12 protein-coding genes are annotated in these 17,397 nt (G+C 34.2%); 1 reads left to right on the top strand and 11 read right to left on the bottom strand.

The window, feature by feature from the left end; genetic code table 11:
- Window positions 1-2 precede the first annotated feature (2 nt).
- The 5 genes from QL232_RS09905 to QL232_RS09885 form a co-directional block, all read right to left on the bottom strand.
- Window positions 3-1,352, bottom strand: a complete 1,350-nt coding sequence (locus QL232_RS09905; RefSeq protein ID WP_281614006.1) for an HTTM domain-containing protein — start codon at window positions 1,350-1,352, stop codon at window positions 3-5.
- Complete coding sequence (locus QL232_RS09900; RefSeq protein ID WP_281614005.1) at window positions 1,342-2,424, bottom strand: imelysin family protein; 1,083 nt, start codon at window positions 2,422-2,424, stop codon at window positions 1,342-1,344. The genes QL232_RS09905 and QL232_RS09900 overlap by 11 nt, the downstream gene beginning before the upstream one ends.
- An 86-nt stretch (window positions 2,425-2,510) precedes the next feature.
- Window positions 2,511-3,584 carry a DUF4856 domain-containing protein gene (locus QL232_RS09895; protein ID WP_281614004.1) on the bottom strand — a complete coding sequence of 358 codons (1,074 nt, stop codon included), beginning with the start codon at window positions 3,582-3,584 and terminating at the stop codon, window positions 2,511-2,513.
- A 207-nt stretch (window positions 3,585-3,791) separates the two neighbouring features.
- Window positions 3,792-5,090: a phosphopyruvate hydratase gene (eno, locus tag QL232_RS09890; RefSeq protein ID WP_168882994.1), complete on the bottom strand. Its 1,299-nt coding sequence runs from the start codon at window positions 5,088-5,090 to the stop codon at window positions 3,792-3,794.
- A gap of 316 nt (window positions 5,091-5,406) precedes the next feature.
- The gene (locus QL232_RS09885) at window positions 5,407-5,994 is read right to left on the bottom strand and encodes a beta-phosphoglucomutase family hydrolase (protein ID WP_281614003.1); all 588 of its coding nucleotides are present in this window, start codon (window positions 5,992-5,994) and stop codon (window positions 5,407-5,409) included.
- 242 nt (window positions 5,995-6,236) lie between these two features.
- Between QL232_RS09885 and QL232_RS09880 the strand changes: the two genes are divergently transcribed.
- Entirely contained in the window at window positions 6,237-9,161 is a 2,925-nt protein-coding gene (locus QL232_RS09880; RefSeq protein WP_281614002.1) for a two-component regulator propeller domain-containing protein, read from the top strand.
- A 66-nt stretch (window positions 9,162-9,227) separates the two neighbouring features.
- Here the strand turns inward: QL232_RS09880 and QL232_RS09875 are convergent, their stop codons facing one another.
- The 6 genes from QL232_RS09875 to QL232_RS09850 form a co-directional block, all read right to left on the bottom strand.
- Window positions 9,228-10,148 (bottom strand): hypothetical protein, encoded by a 921-nt coding sequence (locus tag QL232_RS09875; protein WP_281614001.1) that lies wholly within the window; start codon window positions 10,146-10,148, stop codon window positions 9,228-9,230.
- Between the two features lie 3 nt (window positions 10,149-10,151).
- Window positions 10,152-10,559, bottom strand: coding sequence for a biopolymer transporter ExbD (locus tag QL232_RS09870; protein ID WP_168882990.1), 408 nt, complete (start codon window positions 10,557-10,559; stop codon window positions 10,152-10,154).
- Window positions 10,560-10,562: 3 nt separating this feature from the next.
- Window positions 10,563-11,252 (bottom strand): MotA/TolQ/ExbB proton channel family protein, encoded by a 690-nt coding sequence (locus QL232_RS09865; protein WP_281614000.1) that lies wholly within the window; start codon window positions 11,250-11,252, stop codon window positions 10,563-10,565.
- Between the two features lie 29 nt (window positions 11,253-11,281).
- Window positions 11,282-12,286: an SPOR domain-containing protein gene (locus QL232_RS09860; protein ID WP_281613999.1), complete on the bottom strand. Its 1,005-nt coding sequence runs from the start codon at window positions 12,284-12,286 to the stop codon at window positions 11,282-11,284.
- Between the two features lie 175 nt (window positions 12,287-12,461).
- Window positions 12,462-14,162, bottom strand: a complete 1,701-nt coding sequence (locus QL232_RS09855) for a hypothetical protein (protein ID WP_281613998.1) — start codon at window positions 14,160-14,162, stop codon at window positions 12,462-12,464.
- 6 nt (window positions 14,163-14,168) lie between these two features.
- Window positions 14,169-17,315: a tetratricopeptide repeat protein gene (locus QL232_RS09850; protein WP_281613997.1), complete on the bottom strand. Its 3,147-nt coding sequence runs from the start codon at window positions 17,313-17,315 to the stop codon at window positions 14,169-14,171.
- Window positions 17,316-17,397 lie beyond the last annotated feature (82 nt).

The following is a 17,397-nucleotide window of genomic DNA, read 5'->3' as shown; positions in this document are numbered from 1 at the left end:
AATTATCCTTTGAAAGGAAGTATCCAACTTTTATGTTGGAATGAATCTTCTATTGTCGTTAAATCTACTGAAGGATCAATATATTGTTTACTAGCTCTCCCATTTAGAGTAACATAAGCATTTACAAATACTTTGGGGGAGTCAATTCCTTTATTTTTATATTCGTTTTCTAGAAAGTGAGCAAATTGCAGAATTAAATCTGGTTGTGTTGCCATCATTTTTTCTTGCAATGGTGTTAAGTAATTACTGTTGACCACTTCTATTTTTCTATTCGTCTTTCCGTCTTCAATATAGAAAGTGGCCATTCCTGATTTTTCTATCAGCATAACCCTCCATGAAAATCTAAAACCTTGTTCTGTCCAGAATAAATTATCAGGATATAAGATATACCTAAATGGAAAGACCAATTGAATAGCAAAAAAGACAACAAAAGCTCCTTTGATTAGCTTCTGTGGAATAGAGTTGATCTGCCCTCTTTTTACTTCGAAATCCAAATTTTCAGAACTAAAAAATCTTGATAAGAAGATGATGATCTTCTCATGAAATTCATCTGAAAAGAAGATCAGAGTACTTAATATCATTATGTATGGGAACATACCAATAGGAAACAATGCAGAAGTGACAATATGAAATCCTATTACTGCTATGTATGCTACCCACCTTGTCCTTTTATAAGAAAGCATAAATGGGATGATCAGATCGTATATACAACCTGCCCATGAAAACATATAGGCGACCCACTTATATTTCAATAATGGCCCTATAATAAAAAGGTCTGCTCTAGAAGCTAACCATAACCTTAATGGTTGTGCTTTAATCAACCAATCATAGTTGATTTTAGCAATGCCTGCATAGAAATATACAATTCCTAATTGTAATCGAACTACATCAATTGTCCATTTCGAAACTGAAGAACGATAAGTTTCTGGATTTCTATATACATCAATAGAGAATCTACGATGTGCAGGTAAAAAAATCATTATAAAAGCCATTAAACTCACAAAGTAGTAATGGTTTAAATAATTTGTGATATCGATTAATTCTACATAAGTAAATGATAAAAAGTACAAAACTGTAGAAAAACGATAATATGCCCCCAAGGATATTCCGATGGCGGATAGGATCATAATTGCAAAAACAACATGCATCCCCAATGCATCTAACGGTTCTATCCAAGAGAATCCATAATAATGAAAAAAGAACGAAGGTTGAATAAACTGTGTGTCTATCCAACCGTTCGCCCAAAATCTTATGGCACTCCCTGCCATCATTAATCCGAATAGAATTCGAAAAACGACAAGTGGTGCTATTGAAGTTTGTTTGTTGATATATTCGTTTAGCTTAGTCTCCATCGCTATCTTGATAAGTAATTTTCACTGATAATGCTGAAGGCATTTCAGATTTGATCATCACTACCAATTTTGTCATTTCATCATATAATGATTCCACTACTTGGTCTTGAGCTTCAATATGATTTGAGAAAGGATCTGTACAATCTTCTAACTTTGATTCAATCATATCAAATTGATCATTAATTTTTCCAGCAAGATCTTCTTCAATTGAACCAGCTTGGTAGTAAGCATCTAAATAATCTGCTAACCCTTTGCCATCTTTACCATTGAAAATCTCTTGTAAAGACACCACATTTGATTTTAACAACGACAATGATTCTTCACTGTAGTATGCCTCTACTGATTTTGGTGAAGCCACACCTGATAAAGAGTTTTTACCTAGAGCATATCCTACTCTTTGGTTTTTACAACGCTCAAAAGCTTTGTTGTATTCATTGACGATATATGATAAAGAACTACTTGGATCATTACCTTTATTTACGGAGAAAGTATCTGCATACCCACCTTCCCAATCAGAAAGAACTGTCTGAGCATGATTATCCAAGATATCTACTACTTGAGTCAAGTAATCTTTTCTATTTTGCTCGTCAGTAAATGAAGCAATCAAATCTGCTGAATTCGTATTAAATAACAAATACTCAACTGCTGGTAGACCTTTTACATTTGTAGATGAGATCGCATCTAAATTAAACTCACCCGACGTAATTCTATCCTCAATTGAAGAAAATTTTGTTGGGAAAGTATTTGTATTTGAAAGTAAACTCACCTCAACAGCTTTACCATATTGGTAAGCATTCACTTTACTCCATGCTGTATATGTAGAAATTGCTGCATCTTGTACAGATAGCAATGTTTCTTCAGTTGGGTTTGTTGTAAAAGCTTCTACTTTGGATTTCAAGTCAGTTGTTGCACTTGCATAATTTTCAAATGCAGGAACGATCAAATTATCCGCATAATTAGAAAGCATATCTGTTTGCGAAAAATCGACACTAACATTATCTGTTGTCTCATCACATGAAGAAAGTAACGAGCAGAAAAGTAGAGAAGCTAAAAATAGGTTAAGCTGTTTCATCAAAAAAATAGGATATATATGAGTCAATCTCAATGCCTACAAATGTAAACATTGAGATTGAGAATTAATATTTATTTAATACTTAATTAAAGCGCTGACATTACTTCATCAGAAAAACCATAAGTTGATTTGATGACAGCTTTAGCAGCCTCCATTTTAGCATTTAATGCTGTTTTATCTTCGTTCTTGATATCTTCAGAGTATAATGAAGCTAAAACTAAAGCGATATCTTCGTTAGAAATTTTCTTAGACGAATTGTATTGTAAAGCTGTAGCAAATGCAACTGCTTCTGACCAGTGGTGTAAGATGTCTCCAAGTTCTGTATCAGAAATTACTGAGTTTGCATAGTGAACAACGTTAATTGCTACTAACTCTTCCCACTTCTCTTGAATAATTGCTGCTTGAAGATCTCTTTCTTCATAATCTTTGTCGATGATTGCTTGACGACCAGCAATAAAAGCGTTAAAGATATCAGCTCTTACGTCATAAACATCTGATCTACTAACTGCATATTTTGCCCAGTAGTAATTAGTTGCCTCTTCGTTTGATAAGAAGTCTTGAGATGCACCGAAGTAACCAAAACCTTCATCCCAGTAGTGTTCCATATCTGTTCCTTTACCTTCAGTAACAGTTTCGTTATCACCAGCATTTAATTTTTCTGGAGTTAAGTAGTAAGAAACTGATTGGTAGTATAAAACTGCACCCATTAAACCTTTACCTACCATTTGAGCAGGCTCGTGTCCGTTTGCATCAAATAATCTACCACCAATAATATTCTCTTCGTTACCTGATGCAGCTTCTGCTGAAGCGAAGTAAGCAGGAACTTGATCATATACGTTAGCTAAAAGAGTAGGATCATTTGCAGTTTTGCTTTCTAAATCTTTAGATGAACCGAATAAATCACCTGACTCGTTAGTATAAATTGCATTCATATCATCAGCAGAAAGTGCAGTAACACCATCATTACCTGATTTGATATAAGATTCTAAAGAGTCTAACATCATGATTCTTGCAGTTTGGCCTGAATAATCTACGTTATCAAAATCATAGTCAGTTCTTGAGATTGGATCTGACTCATTATCATCAGTACAAGAAAAAAGAGATGTAGAAAGGATAGCTGTTGCTAAAAAAGCTTTTCTTAGTGTAAATGTTAAGTTCATTATAAACAGATTGTCGTTGTTTAATTAATATGAAGCAAAGCTATCTCTTATTAAGATTAAATCCAAATAAAGATTAATGTTATTTAAAATTAGTTTAAATAAACTGTAAGGTATTTTCTAACTGTTAAAAACAAAAAAGAGGCTACCCGAAATGGGTAGCCTCCACCATAAACTGAATATCAGTTATTTATCTTTCCTTCTAACTAATTAGAAGTTGAAATCTTGCTTGAATGCAGCTAATCCTAAGTATTTAGCAGTAGAACCTAATTTTTCTTCGATACGAAGTAATTGGTTGTACTTAGCCATACGGTCAGAACGTGAAGCTGAACCAGTTTTGATTTGACCACAGTTTAATGCTACTGCTAAGTCAGCAATAGTATTGTCTTCTGTTTCACCTGAACGGTGAGACATTACTGAAGTATAACCAGCTCTGTGTGCCATCTCAACAGCAGCGATAGTCTCAGTTAATGAACCGATTTGGTTAACTTTGATCAAGATAGAGTTAGCGATACCTTCGTTGATACCTCTTTCTAATTTCTCAACGTTAGTTACGAATAAATCGTCACCTACTAATTGTACGTTTTCACCTACAAGGTCAGTTAAGATTTTGAATCCTTCCCAATCGTTTTCGTCCATACCATCCTCGATTGAAGTGATAGGGTACTTTCTTGTTAACTCAGCTAAGTATTCAGCTTGCTCTTGAGAAGATTTAACGCCACCTTTCATGTCGTTGAATTTCTCATAGTTGTACTTACCATCTACGAAGAATTCAGAAGCAGCACAGTCTAAAGCGATTGTGATGTCCTTACCCCAAACGTAACCAGCGTTTTCAACTGCTAATTTTACTGAATCTAAAGCATCCTCAGTTGATTCGAAAGCTGGAGCGAAACCACCTTCGTCACCTACTGCAGTAGAAAGACCACGGTCGTGAATTACTTTCTTTAATGCGTGGAATACTTCACAACCAATACGGATAGCTGTAGTGAAATCTGGAGCTGATACTGGTTGGATCATGAACTCTTGGAATGCGATAGGAGCATCTGAGTGAGAACCACCGTTGATGATGTTCATCATTGGTACAGGCATTGTGTTTGCAGAAACACCACCTACATATCTATATAAAGGAAGACCTAATTCAGCTGCTGCTGCTTGAGCTACTGCTAATGACACACCTAAAATAGCGTTAGCACCTAACTTAGCTTTATTTGGAGTACCATCTAAAGCGATCATCGCTTGGTCAATAGCATTTTGTTCGAATACAGAAGCACCGATTAATTCTTCAGCAATAATTTCATTAACGTTTTCAACCGCTTTCAAAACACCTTTACCAAGGTACTCTGAACCACCGTCACGTAATTCTACAGCTTCGTACTCACCTGTTGAAGCTCCTGATGGAACTGCAGCACGACCTACTGTACCTGTTTCAGTTGTTACATCTACCTCAACTGTTGGGTTACCTCTTGAGTCAAGGATTTGTCTTGCGTGAACGTCTACGATTAAACTCATGTCTTCGTATTTTTTTAATTGTTGATTTTTAATAACGTCCCAATATTAGAAATTAGAAACGGTTTAAAACATGACTATTGTCAGTCTATAACAAAGACCTTAATTTAATTTCATTTAATAGTGAAATAATCCTTTGTAATTGACCTATTTACATCTTCAATATTGTCATTTTCACACATCATAAATTTAACTTTATTAACACTTATTTAAAGTTAAAAAGAATATAAGTGTATTTTCAACACAGTAATAATCAAGTATTTATAAATGAAAAAAGCTTTAACCTCTTCTTAAGATTAAAGCTTTTCTCTGTATTTTTCTAGATATATTTTCTTACATCAATCACCTTCATACCTGCTGCTCTTGCAGCTTCTATTCCAGGGTCTCCATCTTCGAAAACCAAACAGTATCTTGGCTCCACTCTCATCATGATTGCACATTGTAAAAATGTCTCTGGATCAGGCTTACCATTTTCAACTTGATCAGCTCCTACCTTTACATCAAACATATGATAGGCTCCTATTCCTGTTAGGGTATGTTCAATCACCTCATCGTTATTACCTGTACCAATTGCCATTGGCATCTTACCATAATATTCTTTAGCAATATTAAAGATAGGTTCAACTGGCTTTACATTATCACCAATTCTTTTTAGATATTCCTCATCTTTTAATTTCACTAAAGCAGGAATATCCATTTCGATATTATTTTCTTTACTAATTTTCTTTAAAATTCCTTCTGATGTCACTCCCGCCAATTCGTAGAACTCTTTTTCTGAAAAGTCGTAACCCACAGTATCTAATGTAGCTCTCCATGCTTTATAATGTATAGGCATAGTATCTGCTACGGTACCGTCCATATCAAAAATTAATGCTTGAATATTCTGAGGAATTTGAATTTTGCTCATCGTAATATTATTTGATTTATTGTGATTACAAATGTACTATTTCTATTGTCTAAGTGGTAAGTATTTAAAAATACTTAGTATAAAATTAATGGTTTCAAATTAGGATATACCAAAATATCAACACTAATAATTCAAAAACTTCAAAGTAATTGGAAAACAATTTGAATTTAAATTAGGAATAGTGATATTTAAACGTATTATCGACATTTAACTTACTATAGCATCTACTACACTTACACTCAATGAAAAAACTACTACATCTTTTTTATTGCCTTATTTATAATAAGGTGTACATTTTATTTATTCTTTTTTCGCTACAATGCTACGGTCAAAACACTTCTTTACAACCGGTAAAATTAAACGAATACAATGCAAAAAACGGACTCTCTCAAAATAATGTAAATGTCATTATGTTTGACCAAAAGGGCTTCCTTTGGATTGGAACAGATGATGGTTTAAACCGTTTTGATGGTCATTCTTTTCAACATTTCAATAGTTATACACAGAATCAACTACAGTTTAATTCAATACGCAGTTTAGCATTATCCCCTATTGATGAAAAAATATGGATTGGAACTAATGGCAGTTTGGAAGTTTTTGATCCTGTCAGTAAAGTATTCCATCGCGAGGTTATCACAAAAGAAGAAAATATTGAGGACGTAAGAAAGGTTATCTGGGATAAAGAGAACAATCAGTTTATCGCTATTAATAATCAAGGTGTTTTCTACAAGCATTCCACATCGAAAACCTATCAACCACTTCCTATCGATATCGTCAACATTAATAATATTAGCCTTTTTGATGGTCAACTATATATAGGAAATAAAAAAGGGCTAAGAAAAGTCAGCTATAATAAAGACGTCTTTAATGTTTCAATAATAAAACAGATTAAAAACGCCACATGCTTTCTCCCTAGAGATAATAGTATCATCATAGGCACTAAGGATGGGTATTTATTTGAAGTGTCTCGTAATGATGAGATCAAAGTATTATATAAAAGTAAGCACTCTATCAAGACTATCACTTATGATACAAATGATAACATTTGGTTGGGTACTGAAGGGAATGGAGTGATCCTCATTACATCAGATCATAAAACAGTAAAACTACTTCATCAAAAGGTATCGAAACATACCATCAATTATTTATACAGAGGAGATAATGATGAAATATGGTTAGGTACTTTTGGCAACGGCTTTTTACATTACAATGATAAAGACCCATTTTTCGTTATGTCAAATGCAAGTACCTACGGAATTGGCTTATCCAATAATAGTGTCACTTCTATTGCAGCTAAAAACAACAATGAGCTCTGGGTGGGTACAGATGGTGGAGGTCTAGACTTGATCAATATAAAAACTGGTGAGGTAAATAATAAAATCAAGGATAAGAATATTATATCATTGGAAAGTGATGGCAATTGTTTATGGGTCGGCACATATAAAGAAGGTTTATTTCTTCAAAAGAAAGGGTCGTTAAGACATATCAATCTTAAGGATCAAAATAATGAATCCATAGACAACGATAATATTTGGGATATCCATGTTGATGAAGACCAAACAGTCTGGCTTGCTACTTCAAATGGTATTATTCATTATGATCCTAAAAAGAGAAATGCCTATAGATATATTGAAAATAAAAAAGACTATCACTCCCTTTCTAACAACGATTGTAGAAAAATATACAAAGATGTAAAAGGTGACTTATGGATAGGCACCTTTAATGGATTAAACCGATACGATAAGTCAACAGATTCATTTAGACGTTTCCATTTAAATAAAAATCAAGAAACAGGCATCAACTTAAATAATAGTATACTCAGTTTATCAGAAGATGAAAACCTAACACTTTGGGTAGGAACATTTGGTAATGGCTTGTGGAAATTTGATAGAAAGAAAGATGCATTTATACCTTCAAAAATAAATCACCTTCTACCAAATAAAGTGATCTACTCTATTGAGATTGACAAGTCAAATCATTTATGGCTTTCTACAAATAAGGGACTGACGATGTACGACATTAAAAATGGTCATCTAAAATCACTTTCTATTGAAGACGGATTACAGGGAATGCAATTTAATGTTGGTGCATCAAGTGCTGTCTTGGATTCATTATTGGCTTTTGGTGGCACTGATGGCTTGACCATCTTTTCTCCCAAAAAAGCACAACTGATCAATAACAATTCAATTAGCCCTACTATAACATCACTTATCTTAACAGAACCACATCAGGAGTCATCCAATATTGATATTTCTCAAGAAAAAGAGATAACGTTGGATGCTCATCAGAGAAACTTCGCGATACAATATGTTGGCTTAGATTACAACTATCAACACAACTTAGAGTACCAAACGAGAATTATTGGTTTTGATGAAAATTGGACAACAACTAAAGAGCATCAGACCATGATGTATTCTAATTTTCCTCCTGGCAAATATGTATTTCAGGTAAGATGTAGATATAGAAATGGTAAATGGGGTGAAACATCTGAAATCACACTATTACTAAAGGCATATTATTGGGAAACTTTTGGCTTTAAGCTTTTAGTCCTTACTTTTTTATGTTTGGGAGTCTATGCCATTTATGTGGCATATATCAAAAACTTAAAAAAGCAGAGAGTAATTTTAGATCAATTGGTAAAGGATCGCTCACAGGCGTTATTGGCTAAAGAAATGGATATTCTTGAGGTCAAACAACAAAAGGCTGACCTTATTAAAGACACTCTTGAAGTCCGAGAAAAAGAACTAACAACACATGCTTTGCGTATCGTTCATTTAAATACTTTAATTGAACAGCTAGATGAGAAATTATCAGAACTACAAAAGAATCCTCATGACTTCTCACCTTCAAAAATTAATAGCATCAGAAGAGAGATTAAAAGAGCCGAAAATGTAGAGAAGGACTGGGAATACCTCAATGGACTATTTGCTGAAGTACATCGTCCATTTATAGATATGCTACATAAAAAACACCCTTCGTTAACAGAGGGGAATATTAGACTATGCTCTCTAATTAAATTAAATATGTCGAGTAAGGACATCGCTGCTATTATGGGTATTTCTCAAAATAGTGTAAAAGTAGCCCGAAAAAGGTTAAGAAAGCGCCTTGAACTATCTTCAGAGGAAAATTTGGAAGTTTATCTTTTAAATCTGGGGAGAGAAAATTAGTCTCTTAAACATAAAAAAGCCTATGACAAATAAGATGTCATAGGCTTTTCTGTTTATGATAAATATTTACCTACGCTTCAATACAAAGGTAATTTGACCAGTGGTTATACTTGCTACCTCACTATCAACTCTTGTAGGTGAAAATGAGAGATTTTTCACAGCTGCTTCGTATTTCATTACTACTTCTCGAGGTACCGATCTGTATATAGTCCTCAACGCAATCACCTCTCCGAAATCATCTACTTGAATTTCAAATTTAATGATACCTGTTGCAGTAGATTTATCATCAACAATTGGAGGGTCTACCCAATTCCAACCCGGCATATTAAGTGAAGAACCTCCACTACCTCCAGCTGAATGCATTAAGGTATTCGAATTGATAGTTCCTTGCCTATCTCCTTGATCACCTACAGCTCCATCAACATTACCATTGTTACTCGTTTTTGCATCTGATGAAGCACCTGAACTCTTGGGAGGTCCCATGGTAGCAGCCGGTTCTTGAGGTTTCACTTCTGGCTTAATCACTTCCGGTTCCTCTTTTTTCGTTTCAACTTTAGGCTCCGGAGCTGTTTGCACAGATTCTTCCACAGGAGCATCTGTTACAGCTTCAGGCTCTGAAGCTGCTTCTTCTGCTACTGCTTCTGTAGGCTCAGGAATTTCTTCTTGTACCACTTCTTCAACGCTTTCTACAACTTCTTCTACTACTTCCTCTGTCGCTTCCTCGACTGGAGCAGGTGCTGGTTCATCTAAAGATTCACTTTCTTCTACCACAGGAGTTTCTTGTTGTTCTTGTCCCGACCCTGCATTATCAATACCAAAGTTCACTTCAATACCATACTGAGGCACTGGAGGATCAGGCGGTGACCAAACAACAGTAAACCAAGCAAAAACAAACAGTAAAACGACCACCAAGATTGTCACTATGATGGAAAGAATACTATTCTTACGTGATTCTTTTTTTTCTTCTTTAGATTTCTTTAATCCCATAATCTATTTCCCAACAGATGAGGTAGGTTTAGTAGCTATTGATACTTTCGCCTTTAAGTTCGTGGCAATACCTGCTACATTAACAAGGTGTTGTACCGGAACATCTTTATCTACTGTAAGAACAACTACTCCTTCTTCTTTGACCGGAAGTACTGCTTTCAATTCGTCTTCTAAAAAACTTAAAGGTACTTCTACTTCATTTACATAGTAATGCAAATCTTTCGTTATACTCACATAAACCTTCGGCATCACTTTTTTGGATGCTTTACTACTTGGAACTGCAATTGGAAGTCCAGATGGAGTAACAAAGTTGGAAGTCAACATAAAAAACACCAACAACAGGAATATCATATCCGTCATTGACGACATATTAAATGTTGGATCAATTTTATTTTCTTGTTTGAATCCCATTCTCTAGTTTGATTGTAGTAATTCAATAAACTCGATAGAAACTACCTCCATCTTATGTACGACATCTGCCATTGCTCTTACAAGATAGTTGTATGCGATATAGGCAAAAATACCCACCGCCAATCCCCCAGCAGTTGTAATCATTGCTTCGTAAATACCAGACGATAACAACTTGGGGCTTACTGAACCCTCTTCTTGAGATATGGCAATAAAAGCGTTAATCATACCGATTACTGTTCCAAAAAAACCAATCATCGGAGCAGCACCTGAAATCATACCTACTAGAGCTACATTTTTTTCCAGTTTATATAATTCCAACTTCCCCACATTTTCTACACTTTTTTCGATCATGTCTAAATTAGAGGTAGCACCAATATAACCTAATCCAGTTTTAAGCATTTTACCCATTGGAGTAGCGTCTCTATCGCAATGTTTTTTAGCAGTATTGATATCTCCCTTTTTTACAGCACCCTTAACTTTTTCTAATAAGGTAGTTGGATCCTTTTTGGCTTTCCTAATCACTAAAAGCTTATTCACAAGGAGATAAAAAGCAATTACAAAAAGGAAACCCAAGACGGCCATGGTGATTCCTCCTTTTTCAATCAATTCAAATAAAGAGACCGACTCTTCCAATGAACCTTGCATACCTGTTTCAGGCATTGTTGTATCTTGTAATACAGCCAATAAATTCATGATTATTTGCTAGTAATGTTTTTATTAAATTATATTCTTATAATCCAAGCTCCTTTGAATGATTCTTGAGCTTTTGGAAGTTCTTCTTTTGCGTCTTGGTGTGATACGAAACCTTTTATTGCAACTCTAAATTTACCTTTAGATTCAATAACACCCACATAATCAAATCCCTTAGACTCTGCTTTTTGCACTGCTTTTTGAGCATTTTTTCTATCTCCAAAAGAAGCAATCACAATGTGATAATGTCCGTTTCTAGTTGCAGGTTCTGACTCTTCCACAACCACCTCTTCTTTTTCAACAGTTGTTTCTTCTACAGGTGTGTTTTCTTCTTGTTCTGAATCTATATCTGCAGCATCATCAACGTCTTCAGCAGCAACACTTTCGTCTATTTCTGAATCTTCAACCTGTTGTTCTATCACCTCTTCTTCTACAATTTCACTTTGTGTAGTGTTAGAAGGTTTCATCACAAAATATCCTACAACTGTAAGTAAAATGATGATTGGAATTGACACCAATAACCATACTGGTCTTTTCGATGATTCTAACTCCTCTTCACCAGAGAAAGCTTCCTCTTCTTGATAAATAGGTACATCTTCCTCTATATCATCATTTAACAATGGTGTCGCTGTGATCTTTGGAAGACCAAAACTTTCAGGAATAATGTTATTTTCACTCTTCTGCCTAAAGGTTAATGTACCATCATCATCTTGTACAAAATAACCCATGTTTCCAACTGTAGCAGTTTCTCCATCTTCAAGTCGCTGTTGAATATTAGCAACAAACATACTTACTTGAATGGCTACTTCATCAGGATCCAAGTCTTCACTTTTCGCTATAAACTGAATTAAAGAATAAACCTCTAAGTCTTTCTCTTCAATATTTTCTGAAAAAGAAATATTTACATGCGGAGGTTTTATAATATTCCCTGACGGGGATACCTCGGCACCACTTTCTTCTGACCAAAATGTCCCTAAATCGGGAATCACTACGACACACCAATCGAGTAGTGCATCTTTTATCGCATCAGCAATCATGCAAATAATTTTAATAGAGTAATTGCAAAAAATGAGCTTTTCTAAACTAAATCAATAGTCGAAAAAGTTACAGTATTCTCTAAATTAAAGAATATGATAAGAATTTGAAAGCCTTTATATACTATTCTATAGAAATAAGGCCACAATCTGTATTACAGAGAAGATTTACTTTAAACTAGAATCGATAACTAACACCCGCTAATAACTGGAATCCTTTTACATTATATCGGTAATAGTTCTCGTACTTTTGTGAGAATAAATTATTTACTAATGCAAAAGCTCCAAAGTTATCGTTGATTTTATATTGAGCAGTTAAATTCATATCAAAAATTACAGGAAGGCTCACATCTGACCTAACTCCTGTTGTTGGATCTATTTCTAAAGCTGTAATCCCAATCTTATTATAAATAACCGCTCCAAATGTCCAATTTGATAAATATTTATAGCTTACTGTTACTGAATTCTCAGAAACAGGTCTATGATAAGCTTTTTGAACAGTAGAATCACTAACGCTGTATGCATTTACTTTTGCTTCTGCTTTTACAGTCCATTCTCTTTTAGTCCAAGTACCAGCAATATCCATTTTAAAGACTCCTGTATTACCATCAGTAGCATATAACATTAAAAATTTTGACACATCATTAGGGTCATTCACTAAGAATCCCATATTCTGAGAGATGGAATAACCTAATGTACCTCTAATACCAATTGATTCTAATAAAATAGCATCAACACCTGCTTCAATATCAACGATGTTGTTCTCATGAAGTAAATTTACATCATTACTCAACCAAGGGTTCAATTCAGAAAGAGTTTTATATTGTACCATATTTAACCCTCCTTTCACCTGCAAGAATGCTGCTAATTCATCTTCAGTAATAGTGTATTCCACCATTACGTCTGGGTAAAAATAGAAACCTTTATCATTCGAATTTGAATCGGCACTGTATGCCATTTGAACACCAGCTTTAATATACCATTCGTCAATTCTTGTTTGATAATTACCTCCAAACCTTGCCCAACTTCTATTTTCACTGACCTCTACTGCAGTTGTTGTTGTATTTCTATATTGATTATATGCACCTTCTACAAATCCAGAAATTTTTGATTCTTCATCTAAATGATAGTCTCCTGAGATATCTATACCTACTTGAAATTCGGATGCATCGAAATAATCAAATGTATAATCAAATAACAGCCCTCCTTTTAATGAGTAAGAATTACCAGTTAAATAGGCAGGCATTTCATGACTTGCGTTAAAGCTTATATTTTGTATTATTTGTTTGATACTATCTTGAGTCACTAGGGTTTCATCACCTTCAAAACCATAAAAATGTGTCCCAATCCTATTATAATTCAACCCTACTTTAGACTGACCATAATCTGAGTAATAAGTACCAAAAGCATCAAAAGAGTTATGTGATTCAGCAGAAAGCTTCTTATAAACGGATCCTTCTTGAGATGATTTATGATATAGCTTCAATCCATAATCAAAATCAGGATTTCTATTATTGTTAATACCTGCCTCAAGGTAAGGTGTTAGATAATTTCCAAAGCCTGCTCTTACATATTTATCATAGAACTTCTTCTCTTCTCTATTATCTAATACTGCTGGTAATTGCTTTGGCAAAGAGTCTTCAACATCTAAAGTGATTAACTCTAATTCATACTCTTGAGGTATTCTTTGATTTTTTCTTTTAATCTTTTCGATCTTCCCATATTCACGACTCATTACAGGAAGTTCGAAACTTGATTCTTTCTCGATTACAACTTCTGCATTCTCTAAATTAGAACTCTGAGAAGATTGGTTGCTTTGTCCCTGAGTCATTGACATCCCCAAAAACATTAAACTGATAGTATATAGTAATTTTTTCATCTTGATCTAGTTTGAAGGGGCTACAACAGCACTTTTTTGAAGTTTAATTTCTTGTAATTCCACCAATCTCTGAATCGCCAATTGCTTATCTCCAGGAACCGTTGTATAATCTCTCACCGACTCTAATGTCGCTTTAGCATTGAACAAATCATCAATAGAAATATAATTCTCTGCTATGAGAAGGTAAGCTTTACTTGTCCAGTCTGCATAACTTGCAAAGTTCTTTTGTACAAGTAATAGAGCTTGTGTACTTTCTTCAAACTCCTTCTTAAGGTTTTCTTTTTCTGCCACTGTAGAGTTTTCATTAATGCCTTGTTGATTCTGCAAAGCAATTTGCCTCAATACATCTCCCTCTAAATATTGAGCTTCTGCTCCAATTGAACTACTAGCTTTGGCTGCAATACCATTAAAAGATGTAAGTGCTGAACTGAAATTTTTATTTCCTAAATCTACTTTCGCCAAATATAAATAGGCTTTAAGCTCGTACCTCTTAATTTTTTGATCAATAATTTTATTGGCATACGCTTTTGATGCTTCGTAATCTTTTTCGGCAAAGTGTGCTTCCATCAGTCCATTATACACAGCCCATAACATGGCTTTCCTTGTCGCAATCTTTTCTAGGTTATTATAAGTATTAATTGCCTCGTTGTATTTCTTCTCTTGAATTTCTAAGTCACCCACATACAACAACGCCTTTTCCTTTGATGGCATATGCTGTACATTATGAAATGCTTCTATAGATTGGGCAAATTGGCCTTGAAATTTATAAGAAACACCTAAGGCAAAATAGATATCATCAGAGTATTTCGATGAAGGAATATTAGTTATGAAGTTTGTTAAAGAATAAATGGCATTCGGGTAATCTTTTTCTAAATACGGCTTCATTGCTTTATTGTAATCATCTACTAAAGTGGCATTACTTTCAGGGTTTGCCTCTTTAAATTTCTGTTTATACTGTTCCAATCCTGTCACTGCATAAGCACCATTGTTTAAATCTTGAAGAGCCCTAATAGCATTATCAGCATATTCTGATGTTGGATCATCATCGATTAGGTATTTATAATCTTCTTCTGCAGCACTAAGGTTCCCTAATGTCGCATAACATAATGCTCTATTTTTTACGCTTGGCAGGAATACAGCAGATTGTTTGTTTTTATCAATCACTAAAGAATATTCTTTTACTGCTTCTTCAAACTTATACTCTTCTTGTAAAAGTCCAGCAGCATGATAAAGTGACAACGGAGCAAATGGAGAATTCACATCTGCCGAAGCAACAGACTTATATGACCTATAGGCATCTGTCTTCATACCTTTTGCTCTTAGAATTTGAGCTTTTTGGTAATTGATATAAACTTTTTCTTTCGCTCCATAGCTAATCGCCATATCATAAGAACGATTAGCAACTTCATACTTTGTCAAACCAAAATAACAATCTGCTCTTCTTACGATAGCCTCAATAACTTTTGGTCTTGGCTCTGTAGTTCTTCCGTTATTAATATAGTTTGTAAGATTATTGATTGCTGCCTCATACTCTTCGTCAGCATATTGAACATAACCAATACCATATAAAGTTGACAAGTACATTTCTGAGTTTTCAGGAACTCTCTTATAATATAGAGCTGCAGTATCGTAAACCCCTAATGCTGAATAAGCTTCCCCTAACCAAAAGTTTGAAGCACTTAATAAGTCTTGATTTATTGGATAGCGTTGAGACTTCCTCAACATTACGACTGCCTCGCTTTCATTGTTATCGTTAGCAAGTTCTACTGCCTTATTATAGGCTGCTTCTTGATATGCTTTTTGTTCCGCTTCCGTTAAAGAAGACTTCCTTTCTAGGATCTTAATAGCTTTTGAATAGTCACCTGAATTTACATAAGAAACATTCATCAGGTTATTAATTTCATCAATCATTTCAGAGTTAGGGAAATACGCTAAGAAATAATCACAAGCTCTTGGTACTTGAGCATACAATTCTAAATCAAATAAGATTTTACAGAAATTATATGAAGAAAGCTCTTTGATTTTCATATCAAAATCCATTAAATGAGCTTGTTCAAATCCAATCATCGCTTTGTCTTTATCACCTGTTGATAAAGCTACAACTCCCAAATCATAGGCTGCGACCTGTGCCAATTCATCTTTTTCTGTATAATCGGCGGCATTAGAAAGAAATGGAAGGGCATCTCTTTTGTCTCCAATGTTGTACTTAGTATTACCTATTTGATATGAAGTAATTCGATCTACAGCCAACAAAGGAACCTCTTTTAGGTATTCACTAAAGTAAATATCTGCCTGTGGGTAGTTCTTTTTACCATAATGTACTTTTCCTGCAAAAAGTAATGCATCTGCTGGTAGATGAATATTGTTAGCTTTTGCCTCGGCAACCATCTGTAACATCTTATCTACCTTACCTAATTTATAATATACTAATGGTAAAAGATTATAAGCTGCATCTCTAGTGTCAGGGTCATTCGCTGCTTTTTCTAAATCAACTTCTGCTGTTTCGTAATCTCCTTCCTCGTACTCAATAAACCCAGAATAATAGCTCGATTTTGTAGCATAAGGATGAGTACCTTTTTTTAGTACTTGAAATAACTTATTTGCTTCTTTATAATTTCCTTGATCAAAGTTGGAATAGGCAGCTTGGTAAGCAATTTTTATATCTTGATCATCATAAAAATCAAAGTAGGGATCTTTGTTGAATGCATCTAATGCTTTTTGATAATCACCTTTCTCAAAATAGTGACTTCCCAAAACCTTGTATGCTTTAATTGCATACGGATGAACGGGATACTTTTGAGTAAAATCTGTAATTAACAGTTCTGCTTGAGGATGGTCTAATTCCATATGGCAAACTGCCACATAATATTCTGCTTCGATACATTTTTCATTATCCCCACAATTGGTATTCATAAATTGTTGGAATGAACGTCGAGCAGCTGAAAAATTATTCTCATTAAATAAAACAATTCCTTTATTAAACTGTTTCTCTGTATCTGAGAAGTATAATGTTTCTTGAGCGAAGGAATATGAAAAAAGTCCGTTAAGTAACAGTATTATATATATAAAATTGAAACGAATATTCATGTCTAAAAAATCAAAAATAAAGGGGAGAGGTAGCCTCAATACTCTAAAATCGAAAAAGTATTTCAAAATTGATATTTTTAGATAGGAAAAAACAAAGATTATGAAATAAAAAATCTTCTTGACTAAAAAAACATCATTCTTCGGTTTA

This window comes from Flammeovirga sp. SubArs3 (genome assembly GCF_947387565.1).
Classification (GTDB): Bacteria; Bacteroidota; Bacteroidia; order Cytophagales; family Flammeovirgaceae; genus Flammeovirga; species Flammeovirga agarivorans.
This window is presented reverse-complemented; position numbering and strand designations above follow the sequence as displayed.